We start from the raw sequence: 21773 nt of genomic DNA on the forward strand, positions 1-21773 counted from the left end.
AGCGATAACTGTATAAATAAGTGGTCTATGGTACACTATTAAAAGCAGATTCATGTAGATTAGGAAAAGTGGGAAAATAATATGTATGAGTATTTTATGGGCCAAATAACGGCTGTAACACCTTTTTATCTTGTTTTAGAAGTTAATGGAATAGGCTATCAAATTTTTGTTGCTAACCCATTTAGGTACCAAGAAGATTCAAAAAAAGTTGTTAAAATTTTTGTTTATCAGGCTATTCGTGAAAATGATATGACGTTATTTGGTTTTTACGATTTAGATGAAAAAAAATTATTTGAAAAATTATTGAATGTTTCAGGAATCGGTCCTAAGAGTGCGCTTGCTATTTTAGCCAATGATGATCATCGTGGTTTAGTTAATGCGATTAATACAGAAGATGTTAGTTATTTAATTAAATTTCCAGGTGTTGGTAAAAAAACAGCACAACAAATCGTGCTTGATTTAAAAGGTAAATTAGATGATATTGAAGGTCAAGCAACCACAATGCCAGGACAACAATCGCTTGATTTCATTCCGGCACAAGCATCACCATTTATGAAAGAAAGTCTTGAAGCTTTATCTGCTTTAGGATATTCTCAACGTGAGATTAAGGCTATTAGTAAGAATCTAGAATCATTCGAAGCAGACTCAACGGATGCTTATCTACGAGAAGGCTTAAAATTATTAATGAAAAAATAAAAGGAGGTTGATAAAATGACAGAACAACGGATTATTTCGAATGAACCGGAAGATAATCAGGAAGAATCCATTGAAAAGTCACTTCGTCCCCAATTTTTATCACAATACATTGGTCAAGATAAGGTTAAAAATGAATTAAGTGTGTATATCCAAGCTGCTAGACAACGTGAAGAGGCACTTGATCATGTATTGTTGTATGGGCCACCTGGGTTAGGTAAAACAACACTTGCAATGGTTATTGCAAATGAAATGCAAGTGCAAATTAAAACAACTAGTGGACCAGCAATTGAAAAATCTGGAGATCTTGTGGCACTTTTAAATGAATTACAACCTGGGGATGTCTTATTTATTGATGAAATTCATCGTTTACCCAAGATGGTTGAAGAAATGTTGTATTCAGCTATGGAAGATTTTTTTGTAGATATTGTTGTTGGCCAAGGCCCAACAGCACATCCCGTTCATTTTCCACTACCTCCATTCACATTGATTGGTGCAACAACACGGGCGGGCCTTCTATCAGCACCGTTACGAGATCGATTTGGGATTGTTGAACATATGGCCTATTATAATCAATCTGATTTGCAAGAAATTGTCATTCGATCAGCAGATATTTTCAATACAAAAATTGAAGAAAGTGGCGCTCATGAGTTAGCTCGACGCTCACGTGGAACACCACGAATTGCGAATCGCCTATTAAAAAGAGTTCGTGATTTTGCAGAAGTTTCTGACCAAAGTGAAATTAACCAAGCAACGGCTGATCATGCGTTAAATCTACTTGCCGTGGATAACCGTGGATTAGATGAGACAGATCGCAAACTTTTAGAGACTATGATTGATTTCTATCAAGGTGGTCCAGTTGGTTTGAGTACGTTAGCAGCCAATATAGGGGAAGAAACAGAGACCATTGCTGAAATGGTTGAACCTTATTTAATGCAAATTGGCTTTATAAAACGCACACCAAGAGGGCGAGTTGCAACAATGGAAGCTTATGAACATTTGAATCGACCTTATGACTTTAACGAGAATAAATAGAGAAGGATGACGATATTTTGACTAAACAACTAAGTACTGAAGATTTCGATTATGAATTGCCTCAAGAATTAATTGCGCAAACACCCTTAGAAGAACGTGATGCATCTCGGATGTTAATCTTGGATCATGAGACAGGTAAAATCAAGGATGATTATTTCTATAATGTAATTGACCAATTAAATGCTGGGGACGCTCTTGTAATGAACGATTCGCGGGTGATGCCTGCTAGAATTCATGGAATTAGACCTGATACTGGTGGCCACATCGAAGTGTTGCTATTGAACAATACTGATGGTGATAACTGGGAAACATTAGTAAAACCTGCTAAAAAAATGAAGGTTGGTTCTGTGATTAGTTTTGGTGATGGCCGCTTAACGGCAACGATCATTGAAGAGCTAGAACATGGTGGCCGCATGATTCGTTTTGAATATGAGGGTATATTTATGGAAATTCTGAATGAACTTGGCGAAATGCCGCTACCTCCTTATATTAAAGAAACGCTTGAAGATCAAGAAATGTACCAAACGGTTTATTCAAAGGAAGTTGGATCGGCAGCAGCACCTACAGCTGGTTTACATTTTACAAATGAATTATTAGAAAAGATTGAAGCTAAAGGTGTTCATCTTGTTTATTTAACGCTACATGTTGGATTAGGGACATTTAGACCTGTTAGTGAAACGAATATTGCAGACCATAAAATGCATAGTGAATTTTATCGTTTAACTGAGGATGCAGCTCAACAATTAAATGATGTTCGTAAATCAGGTGGTAAAATTATTGCGACAGGAACAACTACAATTCGGACACTTGAAACAATTGGCTCAAAATTTAAGGGCGCTATTCAAGCTGACAGTGGTTGGACGGAAATTTTCATTAAACCAGGATATGAATTTAAGGTTGTTGAAGGATTTATAACTAATTTTCATTTACCAAAATCAACATTAGTAATGTTGGTTGCAGCATTTACAGGAAGAGAAAATATTTTAAACGCATATAAACATGCAGTTGATTCTAAATATCGATTCTTTAGCTTCGGCGATGCAATGTATATTAAATAGGATGGAGAATTAATAATGGTAGAGCCCGCAATTAAGTATCGGTTAATCAAAAAAGACAAACGGACAGGTGCCAGACTTGGTGAAATTATTACACCTCACGGAACTTTCCCAACGCCAATGTTTATGCCCGTAGGTACACTAGCATCTGTTAAATCAATGGCACCTGAAGAATTAGACGAACTTGGTGCTAATATTATCTTATCAAACACCTATCATTTATGGTTACGCCCCGGTGAAGATGTCGTACAAGAAGCTGGTGGGTTACATAAATTTATGAATTGGGATAAAGGTATTTTGACTGATTCGGGTGGCTTTCAAGTATTTTCATTAGCAAAGATGCGTGATATTACTGAGGAAGGCGTCAAATTTAGAAGTCATCTAAATGGAGAAAAATTATTCTTATCACCAGAAAAAGCGATCCACATAGAAAATGCTTTAGGTGCGGATATTATGATGAGTTTTGATGAATGTCCACCATTTTCTGAAAGTTATGACTATATTAGCAAATCAGTTGATCGGACAAGCCGCTGGGCTGAAAGAGGACTTGAAGCTCATTTGAATCCGAAAGAACAGGCTTTATTTGGAATTGTTCAAGGTGGCGGTCATCGAAATTTGAGAGAACGAAGTGCGCGTGATTTAGTTTCAATGGACTTTCCTGGTTATTCAATAGGTGGGTTATCGGTAGGGGAATCAAAAGCTGAAATGAACCGCGTTTTAGATTTCACAACGCCATTGTTACCAGAAGACAAGCCACGGTATCTAATGGGTGTTGGTTCAGCTGACGCCTTGATTGATGGGGTGTTACGTGGAATTGATATGTTTGATTGCGTGTTACCAACACGTATTGCTAGAAATGGGACAACAATGACTTCAATGGGCCGTGTTGTTGTAAAAAATGCGAAATATGAACGAGACTTTAGACCATTAGATGAAAACTGTGATTGTTATACATGTAAGAATTATACGCGTGCTTATTTACGTCATCTGATTAAAGCAGATGAAACATTTGGTATTCGTTTAACTAGTTATCATAATTTGTATTTTTTAACACATTTAATGGCTGATGTTCGTCAAGCTATTATGGATGACAACTTATTAGAATTTCGTGAAGCATTTTTTGAACAATATGGATTTTATGATAAAAATCCTAAGAATTTTTAAATTTTTTTGAATAACTGTGGTGTTCAGTCAATAAGTTTGATACCCTTGTGTAGTAAGAAAAAAGAAATAGAGGTGACTTATTAATGCAATATAGTAGTATTTTAATGATTGTGGCTTTATTCGTCTTGATGTATTTCATGATGATTCGTCCACAAAAAAAACAACAACAAAAACAACAAGATATGATGAACCAATTAAAACCTGGGGATGCAGTAGTAACTATTGGTCGTTTACACGGCGTTATTGATAGTTTTGATGAAGAGGCAAAAACTGTTACACTTGATTGTGACGGTATTTTCTTAACATTTGAACGCTCAGCAATCGCACGTGTCCTTCCTGCCGCAGTTAAAGTAGAACCTGCAGCTGCAGTTAAGGAAGAAACAACTACTGATGCAGTTATTGAAACAAAAACTGAAGAAGATAAATTCTCTTCTGACGAAAAATAATTATTTTCAAGTATTAACTTTGTGCTAATCAGAGTTAATACTTTTTTTATTGTCTAGTTTAAGACCAACTTTCTTGTTTATTTTACTAATAAAATGTAAACTTATACTATTGATTTTACTAATAAAGAGGACTGAAACCTCAAAAATGAGAGTGGTGTGGAATAATGGAAACTCAACAAAAGGCCTTATTTATTATCTTTGGTGGAACCGGAGATTTAGCAAAGCGAAAATTGTATCCATCTCTTTTCAAACTATTTGAAAAAGGATTTTTAGATGCCAACTTTGCTGTAATTGGGACTGCAAGACGTCCTTGGACAGATGATTTTTATCAAAACGTTGTTACTGAATCTTTAGTTAATGTTAGCGATGATGCTAATAAAATTGCTGATTTCGTATCACATTTTTATTATCAATCACATGATGTGACTGATGTTGCACATTATATAACTTTAAAAAAATTAGCAGATAAACTTGATGAAAAATACCAAATTGAAGGTAACCGTATGTTCTACTTAGCAATGTCACCTCAATTTTTTGGTACGATTGCGACTCATTTAGGGTCACAAAAGTTAGTAACTAAAAATGGATTCAACCGTTTAATTATTGAAAAACCTTTTGGACGCAATTTTGAAAGTGCTAAAAAGTTAAATGATGAAATTACAAATACTTTTGATGAAGATCAAATATTTAGAATTGATCATTACCTAGGTAAGGAAATGATTCAAAATATTCCAGCAATTCGTTTTGGTAATATTATTACGCAAACATTGTGGAATAATAAGTATATAGATAATATTCAATTAACGTTGAGTGAGTCATTAGGTGTTGAAGAACGTGGCGGGTACTATGAAACGAGTGGCGCTATGCGTGATATGTTCCAAAATCACATTATGCAAGTTGTTTCATTATTAACAATGGACATGCCAAAAGAATTTGTTGCATCAGAAATTCGTAAAGAAAAATTAAAGGCTTTAAAAGCAATCCGTATCTTAAAACCTGATGAAGTTAATAAAAACTTTGTTCGTGGACAATATGGTGCAAATGAGGCAGGAACCGAAAAGGCTTATCGTGAGGAAAAACAGATTTCACCTGATTCAATGATTGAAACATTTATTGCTGGTCGTTTAATGATTGACAATGATCGTTGGGCTGGTGTGCCAGTTTATGTTCGCAGTGGTAAACGTCTTGTCGAGAAAAATACTGAAATCAATATTGTTTTTAAAAATGTTGAAAAAAATATTTTTGGAACAAGTGCTGAACATGAACATTTAGGTAAAGATGTATTAACAATTACAGTTGAACCTGATGAACGATTTAGATTGACGATTAATACTAAAGAAATTGGGCAAGGCTTTAACACGAATAAAACGAATTTAGATTATGTTAATTCACCTGAAACAAAAGCTAAAACACCAGAAGCATACGAAAAGTTAATTTTGGATGCGTTAGATGGAAATGCAATTAATTTTGCTCATTGGAATGAAGTTGCTAAGGCATGGAATGTAGCCGATGTGATTTTAGAGACATGGCATAACGATAATGATGATAAAACGTTATTCCCTAACTATTTAAGTGGATCGATGGGTCCAACGGCTTCAGATAAATTATTAACGGATGATGGTAATTACTGGATATACGATCCTAAAAAGTAAAAAACGTTAATCCTTCGGTATTAATTGAAGTAACTCTTGCATGATAATTTTAATTATTTAGGGAAATATTATTTTAATAGACAAAATATCAGAAGTATTATAGTACGAAAGCGATTATAAAAGTATAAATTTATAAGGAGAGTAATGATGAATAAAATTATTATAGATGAAGATTTTTGGAACATCTTTCCAGATGCACAAATTAATATTATGCTTTTAAAAGATATAGATAATCATCCTAAAGAAAATCAAACCGATTTTTATGATAACATGCTTGAACAAGCTGGGGATAAAGCTCAAAAATATTTAACAAATGAATCATTCAAAGACAATTTAGTCGTGGCTAATTGGCGTGAAGCATACCAAAATTTTAAGAAGAAAAAAGGTGCTCGTTCATCAATTGAAGCTTTACTTAAACGAGTTGATCAGGGTAAAGGTGTGGGTTCAATAAATCCGCTTGTTGACCTGTACAATAGTATTTCATTAGAGTATGGTGTACCTGTTGGTGGTGAAGATACAGATGCTATCAAAGGAGATCTTCATTTAGGTGTTGCTAAAGGTGGAGAAGCTTTTTATCCTTTAGGTGATGATAAAAATGAACCAGCTCTGCTTGGTGAAGTTTTATATTATGATGATGATGGAGCAGTTTGCAGATGCTTAAATTGGCGAGATGGTAAAAGAACAATGTTAACAGATGATACAAAAAATGCTGTTATGGTAATGGAATCTGTCAATAAAGAACAGAATGAAATTATTGATGAGGCAATGTTACAATTACAAAAGTCTATTAAAGATAATCTTAATGTAGAAGGTAAAATTTTTAAATTAAATAAGGATAATTCTGTTATAGGTGAATAATATGAAGTACCTCATAATTGTTAAACATAAGTTTAACGATAATGAGGTATTTTTATATCTTAATGGACAATAAAGAGCAATTAATTTGAAAAGGAACGTGCGTTCGTGTAAAATTGCATGAAAAGGATGTGGGACTAATGGCTGAATTAAATGGTATTACAATAGACGATAATTTATTAAAAAGAAAAATTATCCATGTCGATATGGATGCTTTTTATGCGTCAATTGAAGAGCGTGAACATCCTGAATTTATTGGACAACCATTAGTTATTGCCCAGGATCCTAGAAAAAATGGTGGTCGTGGTGTTGTTGCTACAGCAAATTATGAGGCAAGAAAATTAGGTATCCATTCTGCTATGGCAGCCCAAGAAGCTTATGAAATTTGTCCTAAAGCTATTTTTAAATCGCCTGATTTCACACTATATAAAGAAGTTTCAAGACAGCTTCATGAAATATTTCATGAATATACAGAAATGATTGAGCCAATTGCATTTGATGAAGCCTATCTTGATATTACACAGAATAAAAAAGAAATTAAAAGTGCTATTCAAGCAGCGCACATGATTCAAAGAGAAATCTATCAAAAATTACATTTAACCTGTTCAACGGGTGTTTCTTATAATAAATTTTTAGCAAAACTAGCGTCCGATTACAATAAACCAGCTGGAATGACATTAATTCTGCCAGAAGATGTCATTCCTTTTTTATCTGAATTGCCAATTGGTAAATTTAGAGGCGTTGGAAAAAAAACAGAACCAAAAATGATTAATCAAGGTATCCTTACTGGAAAAGAATTATTAGAAAAATCTGAAGTTGAATTAATTCAACAATTTGGTAAATTAGGGTACTTCTTATATAAACGAGTACGAGGTGTTGATGATCGTCCAGTCGAGTGGCAAAGAGAGAGAAAATCGATTGGTAGCGAGCGAACATACGGGAAGTTATTGATGACAACGGATGAAGTTGAAACACAACTTAGGTATATTGCACATTTAGTTTCAGAAACGTTGAGTAAACAACAAAAACATGGGAAAACGTTAGTCATTAAAGTTCGCTATCAGGATTTTACGACGCTAACAAAAAGATTAACATTGGAAGAATTTATTCGTAATGATGCAGCAACTATTTATTTTTATGGACGACAGATTTTTGACGATATATTGGGTGCAGAAAAGGGAATTAGGTTACTTGGATTAACGATGACAAATTTAGCACCAATTGGTTTTGAAAATATGAAACTACCATTATTTGGGAAAAAAGACACAAAACAGCCTTTGTAATTGGCCTCAATAACCGTTATACTTAAGAGCAACTTTGGAAACGAAAGAAGACTAAACATGAAAATTACATGGCTTGGACAATCTAGTATTCAAATTGTTACTGACGATAAGTTGACGATCTTAATTGATCCATTCATTAAAGATAATCCGTTAGTTAAAACGACTATTGACGAATTAAATCCAGATTATATTTTAGTGACGCATGCACACTACGATCATGTGGGTGATACAATTGAGTTAGCAAAAAAATCAGGGGCTAAAGTCGTTACAATCAATGAACTAGCTAATTATTTTGAAGATGAGGGTTTAATTGTTGAGCCTTTAAATTTTGGTGGTCAGCTTAAATTACCTTTCGGTTCAGTAAAACTTATTCCCGCGTGGCATACTGCTGCCTTGGTAATTGATGGTACAGCGAGAACATTAGGTGTAGCTGCAGGGTTTGAATTGCATATTGATGGGAAAGTCTTGTATCATGCAGGAGATACGGCTTTATTTTCAGATATGAAGTTAGTTAATCATATGGAACCTGTTGATTTAGCATTTTTACCGATTGGTGATACTTATACAATGGGTTTAGAAGATGCTGCAATTGCAGCTGAATTTGTACAGGCAAAAAAGGTTGTTCCAATTCATTACAATACGTTTACCAAAATTGAACAAAATCCAGTTGAATTTGTTCAATTATTGAATGATGGTGTGGGGATTATTCCCGAGATTGATATTCCATTTGAGTTCTAAGAAGGAGTCATTTAAGTGAAAATTGAGTTAGAAATTTTAAAAAAAATTAAACAATTTGATACGATTATTATTCATCGTCATCAAAGTCCAGACCCTGATGCAATTGGATCTCAATCGGGGTTAGCAGCAATTATTCGTGCTAGTTTTCCTGACAAAAAGGTTTATCAAGTTGGTGCGCCCTCAGCTGGATTAGTATGGATTAGTGACCAAGATGAAATTTCTGATGAGACGTATAATAATGCACTCGTCATCGTGATTGATACGGCTAATCGTCCAAGAGTTGAAGATGATCGATATACAAGTGGTGCCTACCTAATTAAATTGGATCATCATCCCAATGAAGACGTTTATGGTGATTTAGTTTGGGTGAAAACAAATGCATCAAGTAGTTCTGAATTAGTTATGGATTTAGTTGATGGCGTTGGTGGAGAACTTGTAGTTACTGATGATGCGGCTAGGATGTTATACGCCGGAATTGTTGGCGATACAGGTCGATTCATGTATTCAGCAACAACTGCACATACGATGCAAGTGGTTGCTGAATTAATGACTTATCATTTTTCAACTACTAAAATAAACCAAAAAATGGACAATATTACCGCAGGTGTCGCTAAGTTATCAGGATATGTATATGATAATTTAGTTATTACAGAACATAAAGCAGCATATGTCATATTGACACATGACTATCTAGATTCAATAGAGTTGGGCGATGCTGGTTCATCTCAAATTGTACCTTTACCAGGTAAAATTATTGAAGTTCAATGTTGGGCAATTTTTGTGCAGCAAAAGGATGGTAGCTATCGCGTTCGATTACGATCAAAAGGTCCTGTAATCAATCAGTTAGCAAAAGAGCATGATGGTGGTGGACATCCCATGGCCAGTGGTGCAAGAGCTAAAGACCAAGCAGAGTACGAAGAAATAGTTAAATCACTTGATGATTTAGCTAAGACATATACGGGAGAATAAAATGCCAGAAAATTTTAAAAATTTTGGATTGAAATCGTATCTTTTAAAAGCGATTGAAGCAATTCATTTTAATGTACCAACAGAAGTTCAACAACGCTTAATACCAGTTGTTTTAAAGGGTAAAAGCGTTGTAGGTCAATCACAAACGGGTAGTGGTAAAACACATACTTTCCTATTACCAATCTTTAATCAACTTGATCCTTCAAATAATACGGTTCAAGCAGTTATTACGACACCAAGTCGTGAACTTGCTTACCAAATTTATGAAGCTGCTAAGCAATTGGCAGAATTTAGTCCCGAACCTATTCATATTCAAAATTATGTTGGTGGGACAGATAAACAGCGTCAAATCGATAAATTAAGTAGAAGACAACCACAAATTGTCATTGGGACACCTGGACGTATTGCTGATTTAATGAGCAGTAACGCTTTAGATATTCATAATGCATCAACTTTAGTTGTAGATGAAGCAGATATGACACTTGATTTAGGGTTTTTGAAAGAAACTGATCAAATTGCATCTGCATTACCTTCTGATCTTCAAATGATGGTGTTTTCAGCAACTATTCCACAAAAATTACAACCATTTTTAAAGAAATACATGAAGAACCCAGTAGTTGAAGAAATTGCAGCTAAATCAGTTATTAGTGATACGATTGAAAACTGGATTATTCCAACGAAGGGTCATGATCGTAATGAAGTTATTTATCAATTAATTACGATGGGACAACCATATATCGCACTTATTTTTGCAAATACAAAAACACGTGTTGATGAAATTGTTGAGTATTTACGTGGTAAGAATTTAAAAGTTGCTAAAATTCATGGTGATGTGCCAGCTCGTGAACGAAAACGTGTCATGAAAGAAGTTCAAAATTTAGATTTTCAATATGTTGTCGCAACTGATTTGGCAGCGCGTGGAATTGATATTGAGGGTGTTTCACATGTCATCAATGATGATATTCCAAATGATTTAGAATTCTTCATTCATCGTGTTGGACGTACTGGTCGTAACGGTTTGAGTGGTATTGCGATGACGTTATATGAACCAAATGAAGAAAATAAAATTGCTGAGTTAGAAGCAATGGGGATTAAATTTGCACCTAAAGATATTAAAAAAGGTGAAATCGTTGATTCTTATGATCGTAATCGCCGTGAAAATCGTAAACAAACCAAAGATCCTTTAGCTCCAGTAATCAAAGGAATGGTTAAAAAAGAGAAGAAAAAACGTAAACCTGGATATAAGAAAAAGATTCAAAAAGCAATTAAACGTAAAGATCAAATGGATCGTCGCGTTAACAGAAAACAAAATCGTAAAGAGTCGTAAGCTTAATTTGACAATTTGAGTCGATTTCAATATAATTTTTATTAGAAACAGGGATAAATTTAAATAGCCTAACAGAAACATTTCATTTGCTGAGAGAAATGATTATTTAAAAAAGCTGCCTTGTGTTAAGTATTAATAGAATGACGTCCACTCAACGTTATCGAGTTTAAGAGGTAAACGACTAAAACATCGTTGCAAGTAAGGTGGTACCGCGCTATAAGCGTCCTTACTCGCAGCGGTGTTTTTTGCTTAAAAATAGAAGGGAAGTCACACTTATGAAAAAAATGACAAGTACTGAAATACGCCAAATGTATTTAGATTTCTTTAAAGAAAAAGGCCATACAATTGAACCTAGTGCCTCATTACTACCTGTGGATGATCCCACATTACTGTGGATTAATTCCGGTGTTGCAACTTTAAAAAAATATTTTGATGGATCAGTTGTACCAGAAAATCCTAGAATTACGAATGCCCAAAAAAGTATTCGTACGAATGATATCGAGAATGTTGGTAAGACAGCACGTCATCATACGTTATTCGAAATGTTGGGTAATTTCTCAATTGGGGATTATTTTAAACCAGAAGCAATTAATTGGGCTTGGGAATTATTAACAAGTGAAAAATGGTTCGCATTTGATGCTGAAAAACTATACGTTACTGTTTACCCAAAAGATTTGGAAGCAAAACGTATCTGGTTAGAAGAAGTTAAGTTACCAAAGGATCATCTAGTAGAAGTAGAAGATAACTTTTGGGATATTGGACAAGGACCTAGTGGACCTGATACAGAAATTTTTTATGATCGTGGACAAAGTTTTAATAACTTAGCTGAGGATGATGACGAAAATTATCCTGGTGGCGAAAATGAACGTTATCTAGAAGTTTGGAATATCGTGTTCTCTGAATTTAATCACACACCTGAAAATAACTATGAACCACTACCTCATCAAAATATTGATACGGGGATGGGTTTAGAACGTGTTGTTTCGATTTTCCAAAATGCAAAAACTAATTTTGAAACAGATTTATTCTTACCCTTAATTGATGCAACTGAAAAAATGAGTAATAATAAAAAATATGATGATAATGCCCAAGATGATATTTCATTTAAGGTTATTGCAGATCATGCGCGTGCAATTTCATTTGCCATTGGTGATGGCGCTTTACCTTCTAATGAAGGACGTGGCTATGTTATTCGTCGATTAATTCGTCGTGCAGTGATGCATGGACAAAAATTAGGGATAGAAGGATCATTTTTAACGCAACTTGTACCTGTTGTTGGTAATATTATGAAGGATTATTATCCGGAAGTTTTAGAACAATCAGAGTATATTTCTAAAATTGTTCGTTCTGAAGAAGAACGATTTAATGAAACATTAAAAGATGGATTACAGTTATTAAATAATCTTATTTTAACGACTAAAAAAGAAAATAAAGTAGAGCTAACTGGTGCTGGTGTCTTTAAATTGTACGATACTTATGGTTTTCCATTTGAATTAACGAAAGAATATGCCGAAGATGAAGGATTATCTGTAGATCAAGTAGGGTTTAACGCTGAAATGCAACAGCAGAAGGATCGTGCTCGTGCTGCACGTAGTAATGCTAAATCAATGGGTGTTCAAAATGGGATGTTAACAGATATTAAAACAATTAGTGAATATGTTGGTTATACACAAGCTAATGTGGATGACGCCAAAGTGGTTGATTTAATTGTGGATAACGAGTTAGTAGATAACATAAAACCAGGTGATAACGCTCAAGTTATTTTTTCAAAAACACCATTTTACGCTGAAATGGGTGGACAAGTTGCTGATAAAGGAACTATCAAAGATACAGAAGGCAATGTTATTGCTGAAGTTGAAGAAGTTCAACATGCACCTAATGGACAAAATTTACACGCCATTAAAGTTCTTGCAGCAATGAAAAAAGACCAATTAGTGACACTAGAAATTAATCAAGATTTCCATAAAAAAGTTGAAAAAAATCATACGGCGACACATTTACTTGATCAAGCATTGCGAGATGTTCTGGGCGAACATACACATCAAGCTGGGTCATTAGTCGAACCCACTTATCTACGGTTTGATTTTACAAATATTGGTTCCGTTTCAGAGAAACAGTTAAAACAAGTTGAAAAGATTGTTAACGATAAGATTTGGGCTGAGTTAGCTGTTGAAACTGTTGAAACAGATATTGATTCTGCTAAAAATATGGGTGCCATTGCTTTATTCTCAGAAAAATATGGAAAAATTGTGCGGGTTGTGAAAATTGGCGATTATTCAATTGAATTCTGTGGTGGTACGCACGTTTCAAATACGAGTGAAATCGGCTTATTTAAAATTATTTCTGAATCAGGTGTTGGTGCCGGCGTTCGTCGTATTGAAGCAGTAACTTCTAAAGAAGCTTTTGATTTCTTAAACGGACGTAACGAACTCTTAGAAACAGTAGCACAACAAGTAAAAGTAAATAAAGTCGTAGAAGTTTCAAATAAAATTGAACAATTACAAAGTGCATTAAAAGTAAGTGAACAACAAATTCAAGCATTTGAAGATAAAATTGCTAGCCAACAAGCTGGGGATGTTTTCAAAAATAAACAAGAAATTAATGGTAAAACGTTAATTGCAGCAAAAGTTTCAGTTTCAGGGATGTCTCAATTACGTCAATTGGCTGACCAATGGAAAACCCAAGAATTATCAGATGTTTTGGCTATTGGAACAACAAGTGATGACGGTAAAGTTAATTTAATTACGGCAGTTAGTGCTGATGGCATTAAATCAGGATTAAAAGCGGGCGATTTAATTAAGACGATTGCGCCACTTGTTGGCGGTGGTGGCGGTGGCCGACCAGACTTAGCTCAAGCAGGTGGTAAAAATCCAGCAGGTTTAGCTGATGCAATCAAAGAAGCAGCAAATTGGTTAAATAATCAAACCAAATAATAATTAAAGGAGTATTTATCTAATAATAAATAGATAAATACTCTTTATTATATTACGGCTTGATTACATCAGCTTGTTTTGATTGTCGAATGGTCCTTTTTTTAGTAGAATAGAGCTAGGTTAATAAATTGATGGGGGTGCCACGTTATGAGTTCATTAGATAAAACAATGTTCTTTAATTTTGACGAAAATAATAAAAAAGATGTCCACGATACATTGGTAACTGTTTACCAATCATTAGAAGAAAAAGGGTACAACCCTATTAACCAGATTGTTGGCTATTTGTTATCGGGCGATCCTGCTTATATTCCTAGATTTAATGACGCACGTAATTTAATTAGAAAATATGAACGCGATGAAATTGTTGAAGAGTTAGTTAAAAATTACTTAAATACAGAAGAAAAGTAGGAAATTAAATGAGATTAATGGGCTTGGATATTGGTTCAAGAACGGTCGGCGTTTCAATGAGCGATTTATTAGGATGGACTGCCCAAGGCGTTGAAATTATTCGTATTAATGAAGACAGAAGTGACTTTGGTATTGAACGTGTCAAAGAATTGGTTACAGAGTATGAAGTAACTGGCTTTGTACTCGGCTTACCCAAAAATATGAACAACTCATTAGGCCCTCGTGCTGAAGCTGCGCAAAAGTACGGCGAGTTATTAGTTGAAACTTTTGGCTTGCCAATTGATTTTCAAGATGAACGGTTGACAACTGTTGAGGCAGAACGTATGCTTGTTGAACAGGCCGATACATCAAGAAAAAAAAGAAAAAAAGTTATTGATAAACTTGCTGCAAGCCTAATTTTACAGAATTATTTAGATGGTAAAGGCAAATTAACTAAAGAATAAAGTGAGGTCACAATATGAATAATGAAGAAGAAAACCAACAGATTACATTAGTAGATGATAACGGTAATGAAACACTTTTTGAAGTTCTGTTTACCTTTGAATCTGATGATTACAATAAATCATATATTATGCTTTATCCACTTGGCTCAGAAGCTGATGAAGAGGTTGAAATTCAAGCTTACTCATTTAGTCCTAATGAGAATGGTGAAGCAACTGAAAGTGATTTAGAACCAATCGAAGACGATGATGAATGGGATATGGTAGAAGAAGTATTGAATACCTTCCTTTCAGATGAAAGTATGCAATAGAAGATTATTTAAAAAGTTGAGCCAAATTGGTTTAACTTTTTTATTTTGTTTTAAATTATATATTATGGACTATGATACACATATCTCTTTTGATCAATTCGTGGTAAAATTATTTTTAAATGATTAAATGTAAGGAGGGTGTTCATTGGAAAATCAAAAGAATAGATATAAGACTAAAATCGGTAAAAAAGTGTATACAATTATTGGATCAGAATCAGACACACACATGGACGCCGTAGCAACATTGGTGAAAAATGAATTTCAATCAGTGAAGGACATGCTACCTGAAATAGATGATGAACAAGTAGCGATATTAGTAGCTATCAACGCAGTTTCAGATCAAATTAAATTACAAGAAAAATTAAATGAAATTAATGGTGAAACACAAGTAAAGGAGTAATATTATGACAGTTTCTTTAATTGTTATCTTTTTATTAATTGTGTCATTTTTTAACGGTTATAGAAAAGGATTAGTATTAACGCTTTTGAGAATTGTAGGATTTATCGCTATCTATTTATTTGCTAAAGTTTTAACAAATCCTGTTACTATTTGGTTGGGAGAACGTTTCCCTAAAATTATGGAAACTGATAAGACATCTATTACGAACCATCTTCAGACTAACTTTTATTCGATGATTGTATTTGCGGCTTTATTTGTGGTTGGCGGTATACTCATTAGAGGTATTATTAGAGTAATAAATTCTGTTACAAAATTACCAGTTATTCATCAGGTGAATTCACTAATTGGTGGGGTTCTATCGGTTATACTGATGTTTGTTTTTATTTTTATTGGGTTAATTATTTTGTCGGCTTGGCCTAATCAAAAAGTTAATGAAGCTGTTTTAGAATCGACGGTTGCTCAAAAAATACTAACAGATACGCCAACAATAGCTAAAAAGATGTTCATTACAAATACATCATCTACAGATTAAATGTTAGGAGAATTAAAGTATGAACGAAAAAGGATTAAAGACATTAGAATATCAAAAAGTTAAACAACAAATTCAAACATTTATATCTACTGAATCTGGACAAGAAGAAGTTAAGGCATTAGAGCCGATGACTAATCTCGAAAAAATCCAAAAGGATTTAGACGAAACACAAGATGCTGTGAAGATATTGCGACTCCGCGGTGGCATTCCTTTACCACAATTAGTCAACGTTAAGCCACATATGAAACGGTTAGATATGGGAGCTTCTTTGAATGGTAAAGAGCTATCTGCTGTTGGTCGTGTACTACGAACGACTAATGAGGTTAAATTATTTTTTAAAGATTTAGCAGATTCTGAAATTGAATTAACGAGATTATTTGAATGGATAGAAAAGCTTGAAAATCTACCTGAAATTAATCGTAGGTTGAATCAGTCAATTGAAAATGATGGTCACATTACTGATGAGGCTTCACCAGTATTGCATAATATTCGACAAAATATTTTACGCTCGGAAAGTGCCATTAGAGCTAAACTACAAGAATTTACGCGTGGTAAAAGTGCTAAATATTTAAGTGAAACATTAATTACAATTAGAAATGAACGTTACGTTATCCCTGTTAAGGCAGAATATCGTGGTCAATTTGGTGGCGCTGTTCATGACCAAAGTGCAACAGGACAGACCTTATTTATTGAACCGCAAGCAATTGTCGAGATGAATAATCATTTACGCGAACAGCAACTTGCTCAAGCAGATGAAGAACGTCGTATTTTGGCAGAGTTATCTGAATTAGTTGCACCTTTTACAGCAGAAATTTTAGAAAATGCTTATATTTTAGGACATTTCGATTTTGTTAATGCAAAGGCACAATATGCAAGCTCAATTAAAGCAACTGAACCAGCAATTAGTGTTGAAAATGACATTTTTTTAAGACAAGCACGTCATCCTTTATTGGATAGTAAAAAAGTAGTTGCTAACGATATTATGTTAGGAAAAGATTATCAAGCAATTGTTGTTACGGGACCTAATACCGGTGGTAAAACAATTACGTTAAAAACATTAGGCTTAATTCAGATGATGGGACAATCAGGTTTAAATATTCCAACAAATGAAGGTAGTCGTATTGGTATTTTTGAAGATATCTTTGCAGATATTGGGGATGAACAATCGATTGAACAGAGCTTAAGTACATTTTCTGCTCATATGACTAATATCGTTTCTATTTTAGCTAATATTAACGAACATTCATTAGTTTTATTTGATGAATTAGGAGCTGGAACGGATCCACAAGAAGGTGCAGCTTTGGCGATTGCAATTCTTGATGCTGTTGGAGAAAAAGGTAGTTATACAGTTGCTACAACACATTATCCCGAATTAAAAGCGTATGGGTTTAATCGTGCTGGAACAATTAATGCTAGTATGGAATTTGATAGTGAAACGTTACAACCAACTTATCGATTATTAATTGGAATACCTGGTCGTAGTAATGCGTTTGATATTTCTCGTAAAATTGGGTTAGCGTCAAATGTTGTTGATCAAGCGCAAAACTTGACCAATCAAGATAGCCAAGATTTGAATGAAATGATTTCTGACTTAATGAGTAAGCGAAAAAAGGCAGAAGATGAGACACTGGCATTAAAAGCACAACTAGAAGATTCAACGAAATTACATGATGACCTAGCTAAACAGTATGCCGAGTTTGTTGCGCAAAGAGAGTCAATGACGGATAAGGCTAAGGGAAAAGCTAATGAAATCGTGGCAGAAGCAGAAATAAATGCAGATAAAATAATAAAAGAAATTCGCCAAATGCAGATGCTTCAAGGACAAGCTGTTAAAGAACATGAATTAATTGATGCAAAATCACAATTATCACAAATGCATCAACCAACAAATGCTTTGAAGAAAAATAAGGTCCTACAACGAGCTAAAAATAAACAAGAATTCCATGTGAACGACGATGTCTTAGTTAAAACTTATGGTCAACAAGGTGTTTTAGTTAAAAAAATGAGTAAGACAGAGTGGGAAGTTCAACTTGGTATTCTAAAAATGAAAATTAATGAAAACGACCTTCAAAAAGTTCATATCGAGAATGATAAAAAGGATAGAACCATTTTTAAAAATGCGGCTTCAACAAGCGTTTCAACATCGCTTGATCTTCGTGGACAGCGCTATGATGATGCAATGAGCCAAGTTGATCAGTATATTGATTCTGTTTTACTTGCTGGATATGCTTCTGTTACTATTGTTCATGGTAAAGGGACTGGAGCCTTAAGAACTGGAATAACAGATTATTTGAAATCAAATCGTCATGTTAAGTCATTTGAATTTGCAGCACCCAATGCTGGTGGAAATGGCGCAACTATCGTAGAATTCAAGTAACGTTTACTTTTTGTAAGCAAAAATGTGGCGTGGTATTATTTTCTTTGATATGATGGTCACATAAATAATAAAAGGGGGAATTCAAATGGTACAAGCAATTACAGATAAAGAATTTGAAAAAGTAACAGATTCAGGTGTAACATTGACAGATTTTTGGGCAACATGGTGTGGTCCTTGTCGTATGCAATCGCCAGCTATTGAAGATTTAGAACAAGAAATGGGCGATAAAGTAAAATTTTCTAAAATGGATATTGATCAAAATCCAGCAACAGCACAATCTTTTGGTATCATGAGTATTCCAACTTTAATGATTAAAAAAGATGGCGAAGTTGTTGATACAATCGTCGGTTATCATTCAAAAGATCAGGTTAAAGAAGTTTTAGCACAATATATTTAGTAATTAAAAAGAGCTGACTTTTAAAGTCAGCTCTTTTTAATTATCTATTCGATAATTATTCAGTTTCAGTTGGTACTTTGAAGTGAAATTGGTCAGTTGGTTCTGTCATATTAGGATCTTTTAAATCAGTTTGAACAATAATTGAAACACCGGATTTATTATTTTGATTTTCAATTATTGTTTCTGATGTGAAACCACTTTGAATTTGGATAGTTTCAGCAATAAACCCAGCTTCTAGGTTAAAATCAGCAGACTTAATCTGATTCTGTCTGAAGGTAACAATATTACCAGATAGTAACCAAGTTTGCTTGTCTTTTTTTTCTTTAACCACTTCAAGAGTACCCCAATTTGCCTTTTCAAAAAAGGTAATAAGGTCTGCAATATTAGCGAGGTTAGCATTACGGGCCATTTTTTTACCAACCCAGTATAAAATTGTTGTATCCGTACCAATTACTTCTGGTATTAAACTATCGCGAATAAGTTCATATGCGAATGTATCATTGTTGTCAGCTGATAATAAATTTTCAATCAAATTTGGTTTCATATGGATCTCCCTCTGGATATATAATATACAAGTATTATACCGTTATTTAAGATTAGATGATATTGATTTTTCATAAATTAATGTTAAATGACTAGACTTGAATTTTGAGTAAAGACAAGTCATAATTAAGATTGATAAGTAATCGAAAAAGAGGTTAGAAAATGAATAATCAAGCAATTGGATTTATTGATTCAGGTGTTGGTGGATTAACAGTTGTAAAAGAAGCACTTAAACAATTACCAAACGAAAAAATATACTATTTAGGTGATACAGCTAGAATGCCATATGGACCTCGGCCCTCAGAACAAGTTTTAGAATTCACTTGGGATATGACATCTTTTTTGTTAAGTAAAGGGATAAAAATGTTAGTGATTGCTTGTAATACAGCAACGGCTGCTGCCTTGGATGATTTACGAGAAAAATTAGCAATCCCAGTGATTGGTGTTATAAAACCAGGAAGTAGAGCGGCAATTAAGTCATCTAAAAACCAAAGAGTAGGCGTTATTGGGACGGAAGGTACGATTAAAAGTAGCGCATATAGTAATACGTTACATGAAAAAAATCCTAATTTATTTGTGACGAGCTTACCTTGTCCAAAGTTCGTCCCAATTGTCGAGAGTGATCAATACGAATCAGAAATCGCTGAACGAGTTGTTAATGAAACGTTAGCTTTTTTTGATGATAAAAACATTGATACACTAGTCATGGGCTGTACTCACTATCCATTACTCAGACCTTTTATTCAAAATGCGGTTGGTGATAAAGTAACGTTGATTGATTCAGGAGCTGAAACAGTTAACGATGTTTCAACTATCTTAGATTATTTTAATATTGCGGCTAAAAGTGAAGCAAAAATTGAACATGAATTTTTTACGACGGGTGATGCGAATGATTTTAACGAAATTGCATCAGGTTGGTTAGGATTAGAAAATATAAATTCTAAAACAATTCATTTAGGACAGGGAGACTAACATGCGTAAAAATGAGAATCGAGATAATTTAGAAGTTAGACCAGTCTCAATTACAAAATTAAGTCTTAAGGAAGTCGATAGTGCGATTGAATACCAGTTGGGCTTGACTAAGGTAACAATTTTAGTTAACGAAACAGATAACATTGGTGAATTGAAAGTAGACGTTAATCAGTGGTTGAGTGCTCAAAGCAATGTCAAAATTGAATTGATTTTATCATCGCTTAAGACGGCCTTGGCAGAAACATTAAAAGATACTGGATTTAATTTACAAGTACAAATCATGCAAGCTGATGGGGATATTATTGCAACAGTTATTAATGCGAGTTATGTAGCAATTCAAAATTTATTGTTAAAGAGTAACGGTCAAAAATTAAAACCATTTTCAGCGATTAATGTTGGTTTCATTCATGATGAGTTATTTGCTGATTTAACAAGTGAAGAAGAGGAAACAGCCGATAGTCATTTATTAATTGTTCAAAATGAATCAGGGGCTTTTTTACAATTGAATTTTGAAAAATCTAATGCTGATTTACTTGGTGACAAATTAACGCAACTTTTAGGTGGAGCAATGTCAGGATTATCAGAATTAATGGGTAATTCGCAGAAGAAAACCATTTTAATTCAAAATGAACATATTGAGAATCAAAAAGATGTGATTTTAATTGCAACTAAAAATGAAGGAAAAGCGACTGAATTTAAACGTTTTTTTAATCCACTAGGATTTAAAGTTACTACGTTGTTGGACTATCCTGAATTACCAGATGTTGAAGAAACTGGGAAAACATTTGAAGAGAATGCAAGATTAAAGGCAGAAACAATTTCACAATTAACACAATTACCTGTTTTAGCAGATGATTCTGGTTTAATGGTGGACGCCTTAGATGGTCGACCAGGTATATTTTCTGCTCGTTTTGCTGAGGACCATAATGACGCTGCGAATAATGCGAAATTATTACATGAAATGACTGACGTGCCGAAAGACAAAAGGACTGCAAATTTCCATACAACGTTAGTTTTTGCAAAACCTGGTAACGAGTCACTAGTTGTAGACGGTGAAGTGGCTGGAGAAATTTTGGGTATACCACGTGGAGATAACGGATTTGGTTATGACTCACTTTTTTATGTACCTGAATTATATAAGTCTATGGCTGAACTGACTGAAGTAGAAAAAAATAAAATTAGTCATCGCGGTCGTGCAACCGTCAAGTTAATGTCAAATTTTAATGATTGGTGGGAAAAATAA

At 34.0% G+C, this 21773-nt stretch carries 22 protein-coding genes; 21 read left to right on the forward strand and 1 reads right to left on the reverse strand.

What is annotated here, in order from left to right:
- Positions 1-81 precede the first annotated feature (81 nt).
- The 19 genes from ruvA (at position 82) to trxA (ending at position 19015) form a co-directional block, all read left to right on the forward strand.
- Entirely contained in the window at positions 82-696 is a 615-nt protein-coding gene (gene ruvA, locus AC1RPU_RS06475) for a Holliday junction branch migration protein RuvA (protein WP_481761844.1), read from the forward strand.
- 15 nt (positions 697-711) lie between these two features.
- Complete coding sequence (gene ruvB, locus AC1RPU_RS06480) at positions 712-1728, forward strand: Holliday junction branch migration DNA helicase RuvB (RefSeq protein ID WP_409021443.1); 1017 nt, start codon at positions 712-714, stop codon at positions 1726-1728.
- 17 nt (positions 1729-1745) lie between these two features.
- Complete coding sequence (gene queA / locus AC1RPU_RS06485) at positions 1746-2786, forward strand: tRNA preQ1(34) S-adenosylmethionine ribosyltransferase-isomerase QueA (RefSeq protein ID WP_481761843.1); 1041 nt, start codon at positions 1746-1748, stop codon at positions 2784-2786.
- A gap of 15 nt (positions 2787-2801) precedes the next feature.
- Entirely contained in the window at positions 2802-3947 is a 1146-nt protein-coding gene (tgt, locus tag AC1RPU_RS06490) for a tRNA guanosine(34) transglycosylase Tgt (RefSeq protein ID WP_481761842.1), read from the forward strand.
- A gap of 83 nt (positions 3948-4030) precedes the next feature.
- Complete coding sequence (yajC, locus tag AC1RPU_RS06495; protein ID WP_409021441.1) at positions 4031-4393, forward strand: preprotein translocase subunit YajC; 363 nt, start codon at positions 4031-4033, stop codon at positions 4391-4393.
- Between the two features lie 164 nt (positions 4394-4557).
- Entirely contained in the window at positions 4558-6045 is a 1488-nt protein-coding gene (gene zwf / locus AC1RPU_RS06500) for a glucose-6-phosphate dehydrogenase (RefSeq protein ID WP_481761841.1), read from the forward strand.
- Positions 6046-6192: 147 nt separating this feature from the next.
- Entirely contained in the window at positions 6193-6903 is a 711-nt protein-coding gene (locus AC1RPU_RS06505) for a B3/B4 domain-containing protein (protein ID WP_481761840.1), read from the forward strand.
- A gap of 137 nt (positions 6904-7040) precedes the next feature.
- On the forward strand, positions 7041-8183 hold the full coding sequence (gene dinB / locus AC1RPU_RS06510; RefSeq protein WP_481761839.1) for a DNA polymerase IV: 1143 nt from the start codon (positions 7041-7043) through the stop codon (positions 8181-8183).
- A 57-nt stretch (positions 8184-8240) separates the two neighbouring features.
- Complete coding sequence (locus AC1RPU_RS06515) at positions 8241-8921, forward strand: metal-dependent hydrolase (RefSeq protein ID WP_481761838.1); 681 nt, start codon at positions 8241-8243, stop codon at positions 8919-8921.
- A 15-nt stretch (positions 8922-8936) separates the two neighbouring features.
- The gene (locus tag AC1RPU_RS06520; RefSeq protein ID WP_481761837.1) at positions 8937-9890 is read left to right on the forward strand and encodes a DHH family phosphoesterase; all 954 of its coding nucleotides are present in this window, start codon (positions 8937-8939) and stop codon (positions 9888-9890) included.
- Position 9891: 1 nt separating this feature from the next.
- A complete protein-coding gene (locus AC1RPU_RS06525) occupies positions 9892-11217 on the forward strand; it encodes a DEAD/DEAH box helicase (RefSeq protein ID WP_409021433.1) in 1326 nt (441 codons plus the stop codon).
- A 275-nt stretch (positions 11218-11492) separates the two neighbouring features.
- The gene (alaS, locus tag AC1RPU_RS06530) at positions 11493-14150 is read left to right on the forward strand and encodes an alanine--tRNA ligase (RefSeq protein ID WP_481761836.1); all 2658 of its coding nucleotides are present in this window, start codon (positions 11493-11495) and stop codon (positions 14148-14150) included.
- A 147-nt stretch (positions 14151-14297) separates the two neighbouring features.
- A complete protein-coding gene (locus AC1RPU_RS06535; protein WP_481761835.1) occupies positions 14298-14558 on the forward strand; it encodes an IreB family regulatory phosphoprotein in 261 nt (86 codons plus the stop codon).
- An 8-nt stretch (positions 14559-14566) separates the two neighbouring features.
- Complete coding sequence (ruvX, locus tag AC1RPU_RS06540; RefSeq protein ID WP_409021430.1) at positions 14567-15001, forward strand: Holliday junction resolvase RuvX; 435 nt, start codon at positions 14567-14569, stop codon at positions 14999-15001.
- A 14-nt stretch (positions 15002-15015) separates the two neighbouring features.
- Complete coding sequence (locus tag AC1RPU_RS06545) at positions 15016-15309, forward strand: DUF1292 domain-containing protein (RefSeq protein WP_409022780.1); 294 nt, start codon at positions 15016-15018, stop codon at positions 15307-15309.
- A 145-nt stretch (positions 15310-15454) separates the two neighbouring features.
- Positions 15455-15709 carry a cell division protein ZapA gene (gene zapA, locus AC1RPU_RS06550; RefSeq protein WP_481761834.1) on the forward strand — a complete coding sequence of 85 codons (255 nt, stop codon included), beginning with the start codon at positions 15455-15457 and terminating at the stop codon, positions 15707-15709.
- Positions 15710-15713: 4 nt separating this feature from the next.
- Positions 15714-16241, forward strand: a complete 528-nt coding sequence (locus tag AC1RPU_RS06555; RefSeq protein WP_481761833.1) for a CvpA family protein — start codon at positions 15714-15716, stop codon at positions 16239-16241.
- Positions 16242-16260: 19 nt separating this feature from the next.
- Positions 16261-18618, forward strand: coding sequence for an endonuclease MutS2 (locus tag AC1RPU_RS06560; protein WP_481761832.1), 2358 nt, complete (start codon positions 16261-16263; stop codon positions 18616-18618).
- Positions 18619-18703: 85 nt separating this feature from the next.
- Positions 18704-19015 (forward strand): thioredoxin, encoded by a 312-nt coding sequence (gene trxA / locus AC1RPU_RS06565; protein ID WP_409022776.1) that lies wholly within the window; start codon positions 18704-18706, stop codon positions 19013-19015.
- A gap of 55 nt (positions 19016-19070) precedes the next feature.
- Here trxA and AC1RPU_RS06570 read toward each other — a convergent pair whose 3' ends face one another.
- Positions 19071-19559: a YslB family protein gene (locus tag AC1RPU_RS06570; RefSeq protein ID WP_481761831.1), complete on the reverse strand. Its 489-nt coding sequence runs from the start codon at positions 19557-19559 to the stop codon at positions 19071-19073.
- Positions 19560-19720: 161 nt separating this feature from the next.
- Here AC1RPU_RS06570 and racE point away from each other — a divergent pair, with 161 nt between their 5' ends.
- Entirely contained in the window at positions 19721-20530 is an 810-nt protein-coding gene (racE, locus tag AC1RPU_RS06575; protein ID WP_481761830.1) for a glutamate racemase, read from the forward strand.
- 1 nt (position 20531) lies between these two features.
- On the forward strand, positions 20532-21773 hold the full coding sequence (locus tag AC1RPU_RS06580) for an XTP/dITP diphosphatase (protein WP_481761829.1): 1242 nt from the start codon (positions 20532-20534) through the stop codon (positions 21771-21773).

Source organism: Dellaglioa sp. CoH-55-MRSF-7, from assembly GCF_056782235.1.

What these genes read in the sequence shown, in the direction of transcription:
- ruvA (WP_481761844.1), top strand. Translation starts at nt 82, where the DNA reads ATGTATGAGTATTTTATGGGCCAAATAACGGCTGTAACACCTTTTTAT.
- ruvB (WP_409021443.1), top strand. Translation starts at nt 712, where the DNA reads ATGACAGAACAACGGATTATTTCGAATGAACCGGAAGATAATCAGGAA.
- tgt (WP_481761842.1), top strand. Translation starts at nt 2,802, where the DNA reads ATGGTAGAGCCCGCAATTAAGTATCGGTTAATCAAAAAAGACAAACGG.
- yajC (WP_409021441.1), top strand. Translation starts at nt 4,031, where the DNA reads ATGCAATATAGTAGTATTTTAATGATTGTGGCTTTATTCGTCTTGATG.
- zwf (WP_481761841.1), top strand. Translation starts at nt 4,558, where the DNA reads ATGGAAACTCAACAAAAGGCCTTATTTATTATCTTTGGTGGAACCGGA.
- AC1RPU_RS06505 (WP_481761840.1), top strand. Translation starts at nt 6,193, where the DNA reads ATGAATAAAATTATTATAGATGAAGATTTTTGGAACATCTTTCCAGAT.
- dinB (WP_481761839.1), top strand. Translation starts at nt 7,041, where the DNA reads ATGGCTGAATTAAATGGTATTACAATAGACGATAATTTATTAAAAAGA.
- AC1RPU_RS06515 (WP_481761838.1), top strand. Translation starts at nt 8,241, where the DNA reads ATGAAAATTACATGGCTTGGACAATCTAGTATTCAAATTGTTACTGAC.
- AC1RPU_RS06525 (WP_409021433.1), top strand. Translation starts at nt 9,892, where the DNA reads ATGCCAGAAAATTTTAAAAATTTTGGATTGAAATCGTATCTTTTAAAA.
- alaS (WP_481761836.1), top strand. Translation starts at nt 11,493, where the DNA reads ATGAAAAAAATGACAAGTACTGAAATACGCCAAATGTATTTAGATTTC.
- AC1RPU_RS06535 (WP_481761835.1), top strand. Translation starts at nt 14,298, where the DNA reads ATGAGTTCATTAGATAAAACAATGTTCTTTAATTTTGACGAAAATAAT.
- ruvX (WP_409021430.1), top strand. Translation starts at nt 14,567, where the DNA reads ATGAGATTAATGGGCTTGGATATTGGTTCAAGAACGGTCGGCGTTTCA.
- AC1RPU_RS06545 (WP_409022780.1), top strand. Translation starts at nt 15,016, where the DNA reads ATGAATAATGAAGAAGAAAACCAACAGATTACATTAGTAGATGATAAC.
- AC1RPU_RS06555 (WP_481761833.1), top strand. Translation starts at nt 15,714, where the DNA reads ATGACAGTTTCTTTAATTGTTATCTTTTTATTAATTGTGTCATTTTTT.
- AC1RPU_RS06560 (WP_481761832.1), top strand. Translation starts at nt 16,261, where the DNA reads ATGAACGAAAAAGGATTAAAGACATTAGAATATCAAAAAGTTAAACAA.
- trxA (WP_409022776.1), top strand. Translation starts at nt 18,704, where the DNA reads ATGGTACAAGCAATTACAGATAAAGAATTTGAAAAAGTAACAGATTCA.
- AC1RPU_RS06570 (WP_481761831.1), bottom strand. Translation starts at nt 19,559, where the DNA reads ATGAAACCAAATTTGATTGAAAATTTATTATCAGCTGACAACAATGAT.
- racE (WP_481761830.1), top strand. Translation starts at nt 19,721, where the DNA reads ATGAATAATCAAGCAATTGGATTTATTGATTCAGGTGTTGGTGGATTA.
- AC1RPU_RS06580 (WP_481761829.1), top strand. Translation starts at nt 20,532, where the DNA reads ATGCGTAAAAATGAGAATCGAGATAATTTAGAAGTTAGACCAGTCTCA.